This is a genomic window from Microbacterium sp. (genome assembly GCF_031180975.1).
Lineage (GTDB): Bacteria > Actinomycetota > Actinomycetes > Actinomycetales > Microbacteriaceae > Microbacterium.
Genome location: NZ_JAPSLI010000006.1, coordinates 1 through 14,581, shown reverse-complemented (window position 1 = coordinate 14,581; position 14,581 = coordinate 1). Strand labels below are relative to the sequence as shown.

The window sequence follows — 14,581 nt, the reverse complement described above, 5'->3', positions numbered from 1 at the left end:
TCGTGACGAGCGACGATCGAAGGGCAGCACATGACTGAGTCGGCTTATTGGCGTTCTGACGTGAGCGTGGTCGGGGACAGCACCGTCCGAGTGCGTGGGTACGACCTGGAGACTCTGATCGGCAGACTGACCTACGCGGACTCGGTCCACCTGCTGATCCGCGGTGAGCTGCCGACGAAAGGCGAACGGCGCGTTCTGGACAGCGTGCTCACGGCAGTGCTCGACTACGCCCTGCAGAAGCCGGGCACCGTCGCCGCGCGCTTTATCGCCTCCGCGAATCCGTCCATGAGCGCTGCGCTGGCCGGAGCGGCGCTGGCGGTCGGCGAGTACACGCTCGACCCTTCGGACACCGTCCGGTTCGCGCTTGAACAGTCGCGAGCGTTCGAGGCGTCCGATGAGAGCCTGGAGGCATTCGCGGAGCGGGCTGTCGCGCAACTGCGCGCCGAGAAGAAGCGCATCCCCGGGATCGGGCATCCGGTCTTCCGCTTCGAAGACCCTCGGGCGCAGAAGCTCCGCGACGTCGCGATCGAGGAGGGTGTGTGGAACAGCGTCGGCGACGTCTATGAGGCGCTGCACCGGGCCTTCACCGCCTTGCCGGGGAAAGAATCCATTCCGGTCAACGACGTCGGGATGATGGGTCTGCTGCTCGCACAGCTCGGGTACACCGCGGAGGAGAGCACCGGCATCTCGATCATCTCTACACTTCCCGGCGTCGTCGCGCATGTGTCCGAGGAACTCGCGTCGCGCACTCCGATCCGCATCATCCATCCGGATCAGGTCGAGTACAGCAGTGACGAGAGGTCGCTGCCCACGGAATGGGAGTACGCACGATGAGCAGGAACGTCGCCATCACCGGAGCCGGGTCGGGCATCGGCCTCGCCATCGCGCAGGCGTTCGCCGAGTACGGCGACCGCGTGCACATCGCCGACATCTCCGCTGCCAGGCTCGAGGCCGCGCAGCAGGCGATCGGCAGTGACATTCGCACTACGGTGGCGGATGTCACAGACCCCGATGCCGTGCGCTCGTTCGTAGAGAGCGCCGGCGCTGACGGCGGGCTCGACGTGTTCGTGAGCAACGCCGGCATCTTCGACGGCTACGCCGGCATCGATGAGACCACCCCGACGCTCTGGGACCGTATCATCGGCGTGAACCTCACGGGCGCGTTTTACGGCGTCAAGGCCGCGTCGGACCTCATGATCCCGCAGCGACGCGGACGGATCATCATCATCGGTTCCGTCGCCGGGCAGCGCGGTGCGGCGGACGGACTCGCGTACGCCGCCAGCAAGGCCGGTCTCGAGGGCATGAACCGCCGACTCGCGATCGACCTCGCACCGCACGGAATCACCAGCAATGTGGTCGCCCCCGGAGTGATCAAGACCGACATCCGCGCCAACTCGGCGGAGCAGCTGCAGGGGATCGTCGACGTGAATCGCGGGGTAGGGGCGACCAGCGACATGATGGATGCCTTCGTCCCCGCTGGCCGGAGCGGCGAGCCGCGGGAGATCGCGGACGTCGTCCGCTTCCTGGCCGACGACAGCGCGAGCTACCTGACCGGCCAGGTGATCAGCGTGGACGGCGGCTGGACCGCCACCTGACGCGGGCGTCAGCGTAGGCTCTGGCCAACGGCACGATCTGGAGGAAGAGATGCAACTGGAGCAGACGGATGTCGTCGTCGTCGGGGGCGGCGTGGCGGGGGTTTCGACGGCTTTCGCGCTGCGCGAGCGCGGGTTCGACGTCGTGCTCCTGGAACAGCGGTTCCTCGCGTTCGGGGCATCGGGACGGAGCCTGGGCGCGATCTGGACGCAGGGGCTGCGCACAGACGACGACGTGCAGGATCTGCGTGCGACCAACGATCTGTACCGTCGGCTCGTCGCAGATCATGGCCTGAAGACGGATTTCTCCCGGGTGGGGGGTGTGGTCTTTGCCGAGGATGACGCCGAGATGACGGAGCTGCGCGCGCTGGTCGATGCGCAGCAGGCCATCGGCCTCGATGTGCGGCTGCTTTCCACGGAAGAGGCCCGCGCCGAGTCGGCTTTCGTGCCCGACACAGCGGTCGGCGGGGCGCTGTCGGCGGAAGACGGGCGCCTGGACATCGCGTCCTTCGTGCGCAGTCTCGGAGCGCTCTGCATGCAGCTCGGTGTGCGCGTGTACGAGCACACTCCGGTGCTCCGGGTTCTTCGGCATGGCGACGAGGCGACCGGAGTGCTGACCACTCGCGGCGAGGTGCACGCCTCCGCCGTCGTCTGGGCCGCCGGGCCCTGGACCCAGCAGCTCGTCCCCGACGGTGTCGAGCTGCCGCTCGAGGTGGTCAGGGTGGGGATGCTGCAGACGCAGCCCACCGGCGCCATCTCGACCCGACTCGCTCGCAGCGCCAGTGCGCTGCTGGAGGGTCGGTCGCAGCGTCTGCGGTTCGAAGAGACGTATGTCCAGAACGCGGAGGGTCGCATCGTCATCGGATCGACCTTCGATCGTGCTGAGTCGCTCAACCCGCATCTGACCGCGGATGCTGCATCACACCTCATCGGCTCGCTGCAGCGCCGGCATCCCGAGCTCGGAACGCTGGGCGTCACCGGGCTGTGGGCCGGACTCGTGGGGATCACCATGGATGCCGCACCGATCGTGGACCGAGTCGGCGGTCTCTACGTGAGCACCGGCCACGTCAACGGTGCACTGACCGCTCCGCTGGCGGGACAGCGCATCGCCCAGCTGATCGCCGGCGAGACGACGGTGGGCGACCTCGCACGCTTCGCGGCCGATCGACCGTCGTTGAAGACGATGGCGCCGGCCTCATGACCGGAGGAGTCGTCATCGACTCCCTCGTCGAGGGGCTGGCTCCCGTGACGGCCTTCGCCGATCTTGTCCGATCCCACGCGCACGAATGGGATGCCGCCGGCGGGTACCCGGCGCATCTCCTCCCGCAGATGCGGGAGCTGGGTCTGTTCGGGCTGTGCGGCGGGGACCTGCGCGCGTACGCGCTCGCTCTGGAGGAGATGGGCAGGGCGTGGCTGAGCCTCGTCCCGATCGTCAACGCGCATTCGTCCGCGGTGTGGACGTTCGAGCATCACGGCACGCCAGAGCAGCGCGACCGATGGCTCCCGCTGCTGGCAACCGGTGCTCGTCTGTCGTGCCTCGGGCTCACCGAACCGGGGGCGGGCTCTGACCTGCAGGCGATCACCTCGAGCGGACACCGTGAGGGGGACGACTGGATCCTCTCGATCGAGAAGACCCTCATCACTCACGCGGAGCACGCCGACCACATGCTCGTGCTGGTGCGCAGCGAAGGAGAGGACGCCGGCGGCGCGAGGGCGCTCAGCCTCTTCCTGATCGACCGGGAGCAGTGGGTGGTCGAGCGCCGGCTGCCCAAGCTCGGAACTCTGGGTGTGGAGACCTGTCGTATCAGTGCGCACACGATCACAGTCGGCGCGGATCGTCTCATCGGCGCTGTCCCCGGCAGGGGGTTCGAGCAGATCATGGACGCGCTCGAGGTCGGCCGTCTGGCCGTGGCGGCCGCGGCTGTGGGCGTCGCGCGTTCGGCTCTGTGGCGTGCCGTCGAGCGCGTCCGGGAGAGGGCGGCCTTCGGGGCTCCCCTCAGCGAGAACGCACTCGTACGCCACCGGATCGCGGGCATGACGACGAGGATCGCGGCGGCGAAGGGTCTGGTGCTGCTCGCCGCCGAGCGCAAGAACGGTGGCGGCCGCCACGACGCGGAGACCGCGGCCGCGAAAATCGTCGCCGCGGAAGCGGCGATGCATGCAGCGACCACCGCGATGGAGCTCGGCGGCGGCATGGGCTACACCGAGGAACTGGATTTCGCGCGCCACCTGCGCGACGCCGCGCTCTTCCTCGCCGGTGAAGGCGCCAACAGCGTCCTCGAGCCTCTCGTCGGCGCCCGCACCACGGCGGGCGAACCCGACCTCGCCTGGATCTGACCACCCCCACCCTCAGGAGAATGACATGCCGCTGGCGCTCCCCGATGGCACGAGATTCGCTGTCGCCATCACCTCCGATCTCGACGCCCAGGCCGTCTGGATGGGCACCTTCGGCGCCGACTCCCCCTCGTATCTCTCGCGAGGCGAATTCGGTGCCGAAGTCGGCGTTCCACGGGTCCTCGACGCGCTCGCCCGGCACGCGATACCGGCGACCTGGTGCGTGCCCAGCCACTCGCTGCTGACGTTCCCGGCCGCCGCCGACGCCATCCTGCAGGCGGGGCACGAGATCGCCGCGCACGGGGTCTACCACGAGCCGATCCACAAGATGGAGCGCGACGAGGAGCGCCGGCTCATGGACGTCCAGCTGGCCGCTCACGAGCGCATCGTCGGCCACAGGCCGCGTGGCTACCGCTCGCCTTCGTGGAACTTCAGCGCGGCGACGGCCGACATTCTGGAGGAGTACGGCTTCGCGTGGGACTCCTCGCTCATGGCACGAGACTTCGAGTTGTACCGTCCTCGTCGGATGGCGTCCCTCTCGCTTGAGGAGGGAAACGTCTTCGGGACCCCCAGCGCCTTCGTCGAGGTCCCAGTCTCCTGGTATCTTGACGACTTCCCGGTGCTGGAGAACCTGCCGCGCAGCGTGGGCATGGTCGACACCGAGGGCGTGCTGCGCCGCTGGATCGACCTCTTCGACTTCGCCTACGAGCGCGTGCCGAACGGCGTCTTCACGCTGACCGTGCACCCGCAGACCATTGCGCGAGGCCACCACCTGCTCATGTTCGAGCGATTCCTCGAGCATGTGGCATCCCACGACGGAGTCTGGTTCGCCACGATCAGCGACATCGTGGATCGCTGGACGGACGACTGAGCGCGGCGACTGACCGCTCACACGAAGAAGAGGGGCGGATGATCCGCCCCTCTTCTTCGTGTCATGAACGACTCGTCGTCACCACACCACAGTCTTGCCCGGGACGATGGGGTCCAGCGGCCGATCCCAGCGAGTCTCATGCATGTCGACGTCGGTCTCCTCGCCGAGGAGCATCTGCGCCACGACCTTGCCGGTCATGGGACCAGAGGAGTTGCCGAAGACGTGCCCGGCCGCGAGGAACAGCCCCGGCGAGGCGAAGTCCACAATGGGCACCATGTCCGACGTGAAGGGCAGCACACCCGCCCACACGCGGTCGATGGCGGCGTCTGCGAGGCTGGGGAAGTCGCGCGCGATTGTCTTCGAGATGGCTCCGAGTCCGTCGAGCGTAGGGCGCAGGTCGACGTGGCCCGGATAGTCGATCGGGCAGCCCAGCAGGATCTCGCCGTCCGCGCGCTGTGCGGCAAGCGTCAACATGGTGTGGCCGAGTTCACGCTCGATGTCGGACGTGAACGCCTCCTCATTCCAGGACGGCAGGTCACGGAAGAGCGTGTACACCTTGGCCGTCTCGGGGCCGTAGGTGATCGGGCCCACGCTGCGCGGCAACTTCTCGGTCGCCATCACCTGGAGCCGTTCGCGCCCGACACGCACTTCGAGCCCCAGCGCGTCGCGCATGAAGTGCTCCGTCCACGCTCCGGTGGCCACCACGACGACATCCGCGTAGAAGTCCCCATCCGGGGTGCGCACGCCGACGACGGCGTCGCCGGAGCGGAGCAGCTTGGTGACGGGCAGACGCTCGTGGATGCGCGCGCCATGGGCGACCGCACCGGCCGCGAGAGCGGCGACGACCGTCGGAGTCTTGATCTGGGCGTCGTTGGCGCAGAAGCTGGCTCCCAGAACGTCGTCGCGCAGCGCCGGCACCTTCTCCTTCACGGCGTGGGTGTCGATCAGATCCATATCGAGCCCGTGGCGACTGCGCAGCTCGACGAACTCCTCCATGACCTTCCGCTGAGATTCCTGGGTGAAGTAGATGAGCCCACCCTCCTGCCGGAACTCGAACGGCACAGGGAGGTCCTGGCGGAGCTGCCGCAGCAGTTCCACACCCTTGAGGGAGATGTCCAGCGCCCATCCGGGGTTGCGGCAGTGCAGCCAGACGAAACCGGGATTGCGACCGGACGCGCCGTGCGCGACGTGCTTCTGCTCGATGAGCGTCACGTCGAGGCCGGCCTTCGCCGCGTGGTACGCGGTCGATGTGCCGACCAGTCCACCGCCGACGACGATGATCGATTTGGTCACAGCTTCTTCGCCTCCTTGGAGAAGTGTCCGGCCGCCGCCGGCGGCCACGGGGTTGGGTGCTCGAGAGCTTCCACACGAGCGTATGGGCCGCGTCAGGCGCCGACCATTGGATCGCCCACGTCGAGAGGAGCGGTTCGTTGTTGGACTACCAAGGCAGGCGTCATCGGGTCCAGTCAGTGATCACGGAACGGATGATTCCGCCCCGGCTCAGCTGGTCGTACGCGTCGTTGATCTCGCTCAAGGCGATCTCCTGGGAGACCAGGTCGTCCAGGTTCATCCGCCCCTGCAGGTAGAAGTCGGCGTACATCGGGATGTCGCGCTTGAGGTTGGTCGAGCCCATGGACACCCCGCGCACGGCCTTGCCGGCGCTGAGGAACGGGACCGACGTGTCGAGCACGACCGTCGAGCCGGACTTCGCCATGCCGACGACGTACGCGGAGCCACCCTTGCCGAGGCATTCGTAGGCCTGGCGCTGCGTCACCTGAAGACCGATGAACTCGAATGAGTGGTCGACTCCGCCTCCCGTGAGCTCGCGGATGGCGGCGACGGCATCCTCCTGTGAGGAGTTCACCGTGTGCGTGGCGCCGAATCTGCGGGCGACGTCGAGCTTGGCATCGTCGATGTCCACTGCGATGATGCGGCCGGCCCCGGCCAGGACGGCACCGCTGATGCCGTTCAGTCCGACACCTCCGGTGCCGAACACCGCGACGCTGTCGCCGACCCGCACGTGTGCTGCATTGATGACTGCGCCGGCTCCGGTCGCGACGGCGCAACCGATCACGCATGCCTGCGGAAACGGCACCTCCTTGTCGATGACCGCGAGGATGTTCTCGTTGACGAGTGCCTTGTCGGCGAAGCCGCCGACCGCGAACTGCTGCACGATCGGTTCACCGTTCATCGTGATGCGCGGCGGCTCACCGGCGCGCCGGTCGATGTAATCCGGGTGGAGGCAGTCGACGCTGCGTCCGGCAAGGCAGTTCCGGCAGCTTCCGCAGTACGGGACGACGCACGCGACCACGTGGTCACCCACCTTGACATCGGTCACAGCTGGACCGACCTCCAGCACGACGCCGGCGATCTCGTGGCCGAAGACCGCAGGGACGGGGAAACCCCAGTCGTTGCGGATGGCGTGCAGGTCGCTGTGACACAGTCCGGAGGCCCGGACGTCGAGGAGGACTTCGCGTCCCTTCGGAGCGTCGATCTCGAGGTCGACGATGTCGAAGCGAGCCTCGGGCCCGATCTCGGTGGCCAGTGCGGCTTTCATGGTTCTCCTTCTCGGCGGCCCATTGCGAGCCGATGGATGTGTGCGGGTGGCGGGGCGGTCGGGTCAGAGCGAGGCGGCCATCATCACGTGCTTGAACTGCGAGTACTCGTCGATGGCGTGAGCCGACAGCTCCTTGCCGTATCCCGACTGACCGAATCCGCCGAACGGCATCTCGTTGGCGAGCACGTCGTGCTCGTTCACCCAGACCGTGCCGAAAGTCAGTGCTCGGGAGAGACGCAGGCTCCGATCGAGGCTCGACGTCCACACGCTCGCCGCGAGACCGTACTGAACTCCGTTGGCCATCTCGAGCATCTCTGCTTCGGATTCGGCCGCCTGAATCGTGACCACCGGCCCGAAGACCTCGTTCTGAATGATCTCGGAGTCCTGCGCGGGGTCCAGCACCACTGTGGGTGCGTAGAAGTACCCGGGGCGGTCGATCCGGGCTCCCCCGACTGGAACCGTCGCGCCCGCAGCGCGGGCCCGCTCGACGAACCCGCTCACCCGGTCCAACTGGCGCTGTGAGATCAGCGGACCCAGGTCCGCGTCCTCCTCGGGGGCACCCGCACTGAGCGACGCGACGGCGGCGCAGTACGCCGCCACGAACTCGTCATAGGCCGAGGCTTCGACGATGATGCGGCAAGGCGCAGTGCAGTTCTGGCCGGCGTTGACGTACGCGCCGGGGGCGAGCCTCTCCGCCACTTCGGTGATAGGAGCATCCGCGAACACCATCACGGCTGCCTTGCCACCGAGCTCGAGGTGGATTCGCGTGAGCGAGGCTGCTCCTGCCGCGGCGACCTTCCTTCCGGTGGACGTGTCGCCGGTGAGCGAGACCATCCGCACGTCCGGATGCTCGACGAGCGCTGCGCCGGCCCTGCCGTCGCCGAGGATGAGGTTGAGCACGCCTGCCGGTAGGGTCTCCTGGGCAAGCTCGACGAGTCTGATGGTCGTCTCCGGCGTGAGTTCGGAGGGCTTGACGACGACGGTGTTTCCGGCGGCCAGAGCGGGGATCACCTTCCAGATCGCTTCCATCAGGGGGTAGTTCCACGGCGTGATGAGGCCGACCACGCCGATCGGCTCGCGATGCACGGCCGACGTCCTGCCGAGCACGTACTCGCCGCCGCCCAGACCGTGGGAGACCCGCGCGGCGCCCGCGATGAAGCGCACGAAGTCGATGTTGCCCGCCACCTCGGCCACCGCGTGCGACGCCGGCTTGCCGGTGTTGCGGCTCTCGATGGCGGCGAAGTCGGCCACCGTCTCTTCCAGGCGGTCCGCGAGCCGCAGCAGGAGAGATGAACGCTCCGAGGGAGTCGTCCGTCCCCAACTGTCGAATGCGTCCTTCGCGACCGCGACCACGTCATCGACGTCGCTGGGCGACGCATTCCGGTAGGCGGCGATGGCTTCGCCGGTCGCGGGGTTGTGGACGGTCGAGGAATCGGCGGTCCCGATCTCGACACGCCAGGCGTCGAACAGGGTCTCAGCGGTCATCATCGCGCCAGTCATGTCGGTCTCCTTGATGTGGTGGTGTGTTGTGGTGGCGTCTCCGCCATGTGGGTGCCAGGGTGGGGTGCCGGGGCATCCTGCCTGAGGACGACCCGTGCATCGGCGACTTGCGGCGACGTGGGCGAAACGATCACGGGGTTGAGGTCGATCTCCAGGATCTCGGGGTGAGCGGCCGCGATCTCGCTCACCGTCACGATGAGTTCGACGAGTCCGTCCAGATCAGAGGCAGGCGCACCACGATAGCCCGAGAACAGTCGCGCGCTCCGCGTCATCGTCAGCATCTCGGCCGCTTCATGTGATGTCACGGGCGCGGCCCGAACCACGGTGTCCCGGATCAGTTCGGCGAGGATGCCGCCGGACCCGACAGCGATGCAGGCGCCGAACTGCGGATCGCGATAGGCGCCCACGAGGATCTCGACGCCGGGCTCTGCCATCGGTGCCACGGAGACGCCGTCTATGCGCGCGTCGGGCTCGTTCCTCCTCACGTCCGACAGCAGCCGGTGGTACTCGGCAACAGCGTTCTCCCGAGCGACGCGAAGCCGTACCCCACCGGCATCCGATTTGTGGGAGATGTCGGGCGAGACGATCTTGATGACGTACTCCCGCCCGGGCTCCATCGCCGCGACCGCCTCGTCCGCGGTGCGGACCACATCGAAGGAACCGAGGGGGAGTCCCAAACCGGCGAGCTTACCGCGGCTCGCAGCCTCGTCCAGAACGACCGCCGACCCTGAGGAATCGGAATCGCTCGGCTCGGCCGCGTTGATGAAACGGGACCGGGCGTCCGCCGTGCGCAGGAACGCGGCCCGTTCGCGCACGGCGCTCACGATCGTCGCGGCGTCGTCGATGGAATCCACCACGGGGAAGCCGGCGCGGCGCAGCGCGCGATAGGCCGGGGGCAGATCGCCCGAATAGCTGGACACGAAGACCAGGGTCTTTCCGAGACGCGCCGCCTCGTCGGCAATCGCCCCCGCGGCAGCCGTCTCCTCGCCTTCGAGCTCCGGAGCCGCGAAGTGCACTGCATAGCCGCCCACGACTCCGACCACGACGATGCAGTCCACCTCTGCTGCGCGCAGCAGGACGCTTGCGACCTCGAAGGCGACGGTCGGGCGCGCGACGGGGCTCACTCCGACATCAACCGGGTTCGCGACGTGGCTCCCTGCGCCGAGGAGGTTTGCCACCCGCTCGACCGTGGAGGCGGACAGCGACGCCGTTGGAACGTCGCGGTCGGCGAGTGCATCCATCATCAGCGTCGCCTGACCGCCGCCGTCCGCGACGACGGCGACGGCGTCCGCACGGGGCTCGCGCAGCGTTGACAGCGCGGCACCGAGGACGGTGAGATCGTCGACCCGCTCGACCACCTGCGCCCCGGCCTGCCGGAACAGACCGCTCACGATGGCCCGCGAGGTGCTGAGGCTGCCTGTGTGGGACAGCGCAGAAGCACTGCCCGCGGCTGACGTGCCGCCCTGGAGAAGGAGAACCGGCTTTGATCGGGCTGCCTCCGATACCGCGCGCAACAGCCTGCCGCCCTCGTTGAAGCCTTCAGCGTGAATGGCGATGGCCGTGCAGGCGTCATCCGCAGCCGCCGCTTCCACGGCCTCCGCCAGACCGAGGTCGCTGCTGCGCCCGAGCCCCCACGCGAACCGGGGGAGAAGATCGCCCGTCCGGCGGAGAGCGGCCACCACATCGAGGACCACGTTGCCGCTCTGGGCGAACACCCCCAGACCGGTCGGCTCGGTGCCATGCACGGGGTTGATCAGAAGTCCGCTGTCGCCCGTGAATGGGCCGTAGGCGCCCGGCCCGAGCACACGGATGCCGGTACGACGTGCCGCTCCGATCAGCTCCGGCAGCCCTTCCGTGTCGCCCGCGCCGAGCACGAGCGTCCGGGCGCCGAGACGGCACAGCGCGGGAATCAGCCCTGCGATCTCTCGCGGACTGAGGTCGTACACCAGTACGCAATCGACGTGAGGGGATGCCGGGCGTGCGAGCGCTGCGCGGACCGCGTCCAGCCCGGAATCCGTGTCGATGTGCGCGACCCCGCCGGCAGACGCGTTCCGCCGCAGGGATCGGAGGGTCGTCCCGGCACGGGTCGACGCGGAGCCGGAGCCCACGACCAGGATCGACGACGGCACCAGCACGTTCGGCGCCATGACGGCCGTGTCCGATTGTCCTGCGTTCATTTCAGCACGTTCGCGAGGAACTGCCTGGTGCGCTCCTCCTGTGGGTTGTCGATGACTTCCGCGGGGGAGCCCTGCTCGACGATCACGCCGTCGGCCATGAACACCACGGTGTCGGCCACCTCTCGCGCGAACCCGATCTCGTGCGTGACGACGATCATCGTCATGCCCTGCTCGGCGAGATCGCGCATGACCGCCAGCACATCAGCCACGAGCTCGGGATCGAGAGCGGAGGTGGGCTCATCGAACAGCATGAGTTGCGGATCCATGGCCAAAGACCTTGCGATCGCAACGCGCTGCTGCTGCCCGCCGGAGAGCTGCTTCGGGTAGTGGTCGCAGTGGTCGCCGAGTCCCACCCGGTCGAGGAGCTTCCGGCCGCGCTGCTCCGCCTCGCGGGGGCTACGACCGAGCACTTGGATCTGCCCCTCCATGACGTTCTCGAGAGCTGTCTTGTGCGCGAACAGGTTGAAGTGCTGGAACACCATCCCGATCCGTTGGCGCTGACGGCAGATGTCGCGCTCGCGCATCTCATGGAGTCGTCCGCCGCGTGCCTCGTACCCGATCAGCACGTCCTCGACGAAGATCCGGCCCGAGTCGATGCGCTCCAGATGATTGATCGTGCGGAGGAAGGTGGACTTGCCGGAGCCGGATGCGCCGAGGATGCACACGACCTCTCCCTGCCTCACCTTGAGCGAGAGCCCCTTCAGCACGTGGTGCGAACCGAAGCTCTTGTGCACCCCTTGCGCGTAGACCATGCTTCCCATCGATCAGACCGCCTTTCGGATCGGCCGCGTCCGTCGACGGCGGCCGCGGGCCAGGGAACGCTCCAGCTGCCGCTGCAGGAACATCGAGACGCTGACGAGGACCAGATACCAGACCGTCGCGCTGAGCAGAACCTCGATCACGGCGAAGTTGGAGGTGTAGATCTTCTGCGCCTGGCTCAGCAGGTCCATGTACGACACCGCAAATGCGAGCGACGTGTACTTGAGCATTCCGATGAACTCGTTCCCGGTGGGAGGGACGATCACGGGGAGCGCTTGCGGAAGGATGATGCGGCGCATCGTCATCCCGGGCGTCATCCCGATCGAACGGGCTGCCTCGACCTGTCCTGGTGGCACCGACAGCATCCCGCCGCGCACGATCTCGGCCATGTATGCCGACTCCGACAGGCCCAACCCGAGCAGCGCTGCGAAGAACGGCGTCATCAGGGTGTTGGTCGAGCCGGAGAACAGCGGGCCGAGGTGGATCTCGGGGATGATGAGCGCGAGGTTGAACCACAGCAGAAGCTGCACGAGCGTCGGGACGCCGCGGAAGATCCATACGTAGAAACCGGCGAGTGCTGCGAGGACGGGGTTTCCGGACTGCCTTGCCACGGCCACGAGCACTCCGAGCACGATCGCGAGGAGCATGACCGTGACGGTGAGTTGGATCGTGCCGACGAGCCCGTCCAGGATCGATGAGGAGAAGACGTAGGCGGGGATCTGCTCCCACCGGATCTGGCTACCGGCAAGGATCAGGGTGATCCATGCGAAGAACGCGAGTGCCAGGATCGCCGTGACCCAGCGGCCCCAGTGTCGGCGCGGAACTGGCTTCGCGTCGAGGACGATCCCGAATCGGTCGGTGTCCGGCCCGCTCGTTCCCACCTGTTGTGTATCACTCATGTGCTCGGGCACCTCCCGGCTACTCGGCGGTCCCGGCGTTCACCGACGTCTTCTCGACGGCGAGGTCGTCCATGCCCCACTTCTCCAGGATTTCGAGATAGGTGCCGTCTGCGATCATCTCGTCCAGCACCTTCTGCACCGGCTCCAGCAGGTCGCTGTCCTTCGGGAAGGCCATCGCGACGACGCCCTCGAGGTAGGTCAGATCGCCGACCTCCAGACCCTGGGTCTGCTGTGCGGCGAAGGCGAGCAGGGGCTGCTGGTTCACGGCGAACTCGACGCGCTTGGATGTGACGGCGAGGGTGGCGGCGGTCGGGTCCTTGACGAGCACGATCTCGATCTTCTCGTCGCCGTTCTCGATGCACTTCTTGGACTGCTCGTCGAAGTATCCCTCCCAGGTCGTCCCGGAGGGGACCGCGAGCGAATGACCGCAGACGTCCTCCATCGTCTTCAGCTGAGCCGTGGTGCCCTCCAGCCCGAGGAACCCGGAGGCATCCTTGATGTAGTCGAGCATGTCGAAGTCAGCCTGTCGGCTCTTGCGATCGATGAGACCGTTCGCGATGAAGTCGGTGCGGCCGGCCTCAAGAGCGGAGAACATTGCGCCGAAGTCGGTGGGGTTCCATTCGATCTCGACACCCAGGCGGTCGGCGACTTCGGCGAGCAGGTCCGGTTCGTAGCCGGCGACCTCGTTGCTGCCGGCTTCGTAGTACTCGTAAGGCGCCGTCCCCACGGACGTGCCGATGGTGAACTTCGTGACGTCCGCGGGGAGGCCGTATTCGCCGCCGTTGCCCGCCGGCTTCGCCGACGCGGGCTCTTCAGGGGTGCTGGAGCCGCACGCCGTAATGCCCAACGCGAGTGTGGCGGTGACTGCGGTGATGACCAACTTCTTCGTGTTCATCCTGATCTTCTCTTCCCGTCGTCGTCGACTGGTGGGGGACAGTGAGCCACTCTGCTTCGTCGGCGGTCACCGCTCAATTGGAAGAACACCCAGACGGCGGGCATCGCATCGTGGGAGTGCCGGGCGGGAGGTTCTGCCGTGCAGTCAACGTGACCTCCAGGCGCTGACGCACGCCGGGCATCGCACCGGGTCGCCTCATCCCGGTCGTTGAACGGGCACCGCCGCTTTCCGGTCGTTGAGCGAGGCGCGCGGAGCGCGCCCGAGACGAAACGCTCCGCGCTGGTACGGGTCGCTCCTTTCCGGTCGTTGAGCGAGCACCGCCGCAGGCGGCGCGAGACGAAACGCGCCGGGTTCAGAAGGGTGCGTCGATCTGCGGTGGTGGGGTGGCCCAGGCATGGTCGCGCCATGCTTGTTCGTGCGGCGGGGGTGGGTCGGTGTCGGTGAAGGTGACGGTGTTCTGCGCGGGTGGGCGGTCGATGTAGACCCGACCGGTGGGGCTGGTCCATTCCAGCAGCCCGCCACCGAGCTGGGTGACATGCCACGGGGAGTGATGCTTCAACACGTGGTGGCGTCGGCAGAGGGTGCCGAGGTTGGTTTCGTCGGTGGGGCCGCCGAGGGCGGCGTCGTGGGTGTGGTCGAGGTCGCTGTGCCGGGCGGGCATGCCGCAGCAGGTGAACCGGCAGCGTTGATCCCGGGCCCGCAGGTGCCGGCGCAGCTGCTCCCCCGGCCGGTACCGGTCCACCGCGAGCAGGGCGCCGGTGATGGGGTGGGTGAGCACCCGATCCCACCCGGACGCGGCACCGGCGAGGAGTCGGGCGGTGTGCGGGTCGATCGGGGTGCGCCCGTTCAGCTCCGCCGCAGGCGTATCCACCCCGCCGGCGCCCATCAGGGTGGTCACCGGGATCGTGACACTCACCTGCGCAACGATCCCCGCCAACCGGCCGTCCGGGGTGTCATGCCCGACTGGCGCCCCCGTCAACAACACATCCAGCGCCAG

12 protein-coding genes and 1 pseudogene are annotated in these 14,581 nt (G+C 67.7%); 5 read left to right on the top strand and 8 right to left on the bottom strand.

The features are described 5' to 3' along the window. The first annotated feature begins 30 nt into the window (after positions 1-30). From RIF65_RS09585 to RIF65_RS09565, 5 genes are read left to right on the top strand one after another with little or no spacing between them, the layout of a single operon-like run. Positions 31-834: a citryl-CoA lyase gene (locus tag RIF65_RS09585; RefSeq protein ID WP_309066233.1), complete on the top strand. Its 804-nt coding sequence runs from the start codon at positions 31-33 to the stop codon at positions 832-834. Further along, entirely contained in the window at positions 831-1,595 is a 765-nt protein-coding gene (locus tag RIF65_RS09580) for an SDR family NAD(P)-dependent oxidoreductase (protein WP_309066234.1), read from the top strand. The genes RIF65_RS09585 and RIF65_RS09580 overlap by 4 nt, the downstream gene beginning before the upstream one ends. 49 nt (positions 1,596-1,644) lie before the next feature. Beyond that, entirely contained in the window at positions 1,645-2,793 is a 1,149-nt protein-coding gene (locus RIF65_RS09575; RefSeq protein WP_309066235.1) for an NAD(P)/FAD-dependent oxidoreductase, read from the top strand. Next, positions 2,790-3,929 carry an acyl-CoA dehydrogenase family protein gene (locus tag RIF65_RS09570; RefSeq protein WP_309066236.1) on the top strand — a complete coding sequence of 380 codons (1,140 nt, stop codon included), beginning with the start codon at positions 2,790-2,792 and terminating at the stop codon, positions 3,927-3,929. Before RIF65_RS09575 ends, RIF65_RS09570 begins: the two co-directional genes overlap by 4 nt. A gap of 25 nt (positions 3,930-3,954) precedes the next feature. Further along, entirely contained in the window at positions 3,955-4,797 is an 843-nt protein-coding gene (locus RIF65_RS09565; protein ID WP_309066237.1) for a polysaccharide deacetylase family protein, read from the top strand. 78 nt (positions 4,798-4,875) lie between these two features. On the opposite strand, the gene RIF65_RS09560 is transcribed toward RIF65_RS09565, so the two are convergent. The 8 genes and pseudogenes from RIF65_RS09560 to RIF65_RS09525 all read right to left on the bottom strand — a co-directional run. Beyond that, complete coding sequence (locus tag RIF65_RS09560; RefSeq protein WP_309066238.1) at positions 4,876-6,090, bottom strand: NAD(P)/FAD-dependent oxidoreductase; 1,215 nt, start codon at positions 6,088-6,090, stop codon at positions 4,876-4,878. 160 nt (positions 6,091-6,250) lie between these two features. Continuing rightward, positions 6,251-7,354 (bottom strand): Zn-dependent alcohol dehydrogenase, encoded by a 1,104-nt coding sequence (locus RIF65_RS09555; protein WP_309066239.1) that lies wholly within the window; start codon positions 7,352-7,354, stop codon positions 6,251-6,253. Positions 7,355-7,417: 63 nt separating this feature from the next. After that, positions 7,418-8,854: an aldehyde dehydrogenase family protein gene (locus RIF65_RS09550; RefSeq protein WP_309066240.1), complete on the bottom strand. Its 1,437-nt coding sequence runs from the start codon at positions 8,852-8,854 to the stop codon at positions 7,418-7,420. Continuing rightward, positions 8,851-10,728, bottom strand: a complete 1,878-nt coding sequence (locus RIF65_RS09545) for an acetate--CoA ligase family protein (protein ID WP_309082562.1) — start codon at positions 10,726-10,728, stop codon at positions 8,851-8,853. Before RIF65_RS09545 ends, RIF65_RS09550 begins: the two co-directional genes overlap by 4 nt. Before the next feature lie 299 nt (positions 10,729-11,027). Further along, positions 11,028-11,792, bottom strand: a complete 765-nt coding sequence (locus RIF65_RS09540; protein ID WP_309066242.1) for an amino acid ABC transporter ATP-binding protein — start codon at positions 11,790-11,792, stop codon at positions 11,028-11,030. A 3-nt stretch (positions 11,793-11,795) separates the two neighbouring features. Beyond that, on the bottom strand, positions 11,796-12,689 hold the full coding sequence (locus RIF65_RS09535; protein ID WP_309066243.1) for an amino acid ABC transporter permease: 894 nt from the start codon (positions 12,687-12,689) through the stop codon (positions 11,796-11,798). 19 nt (positions 12,690-12,708) lie between these two features. Then, positions 12,709-13,584: an ABC transporter substrate-binding protein gene (locus RIF65_RS09530; protein ID WP_309066244.1), complete on the bottom strand. Its 876-nt coding sequence runs from the start codon at positions 13,582-13,584 to the stop codon at positions 12,709-12,711. Between the two features lie 352 nt (positions 13,585-13,936). Then, a pseudogene (locus RIF65_RS09525) lies at positions 13,937-14,581 on the bottom strand (HNH endonuclease signature motif containing protein); the annotation flags it as partial.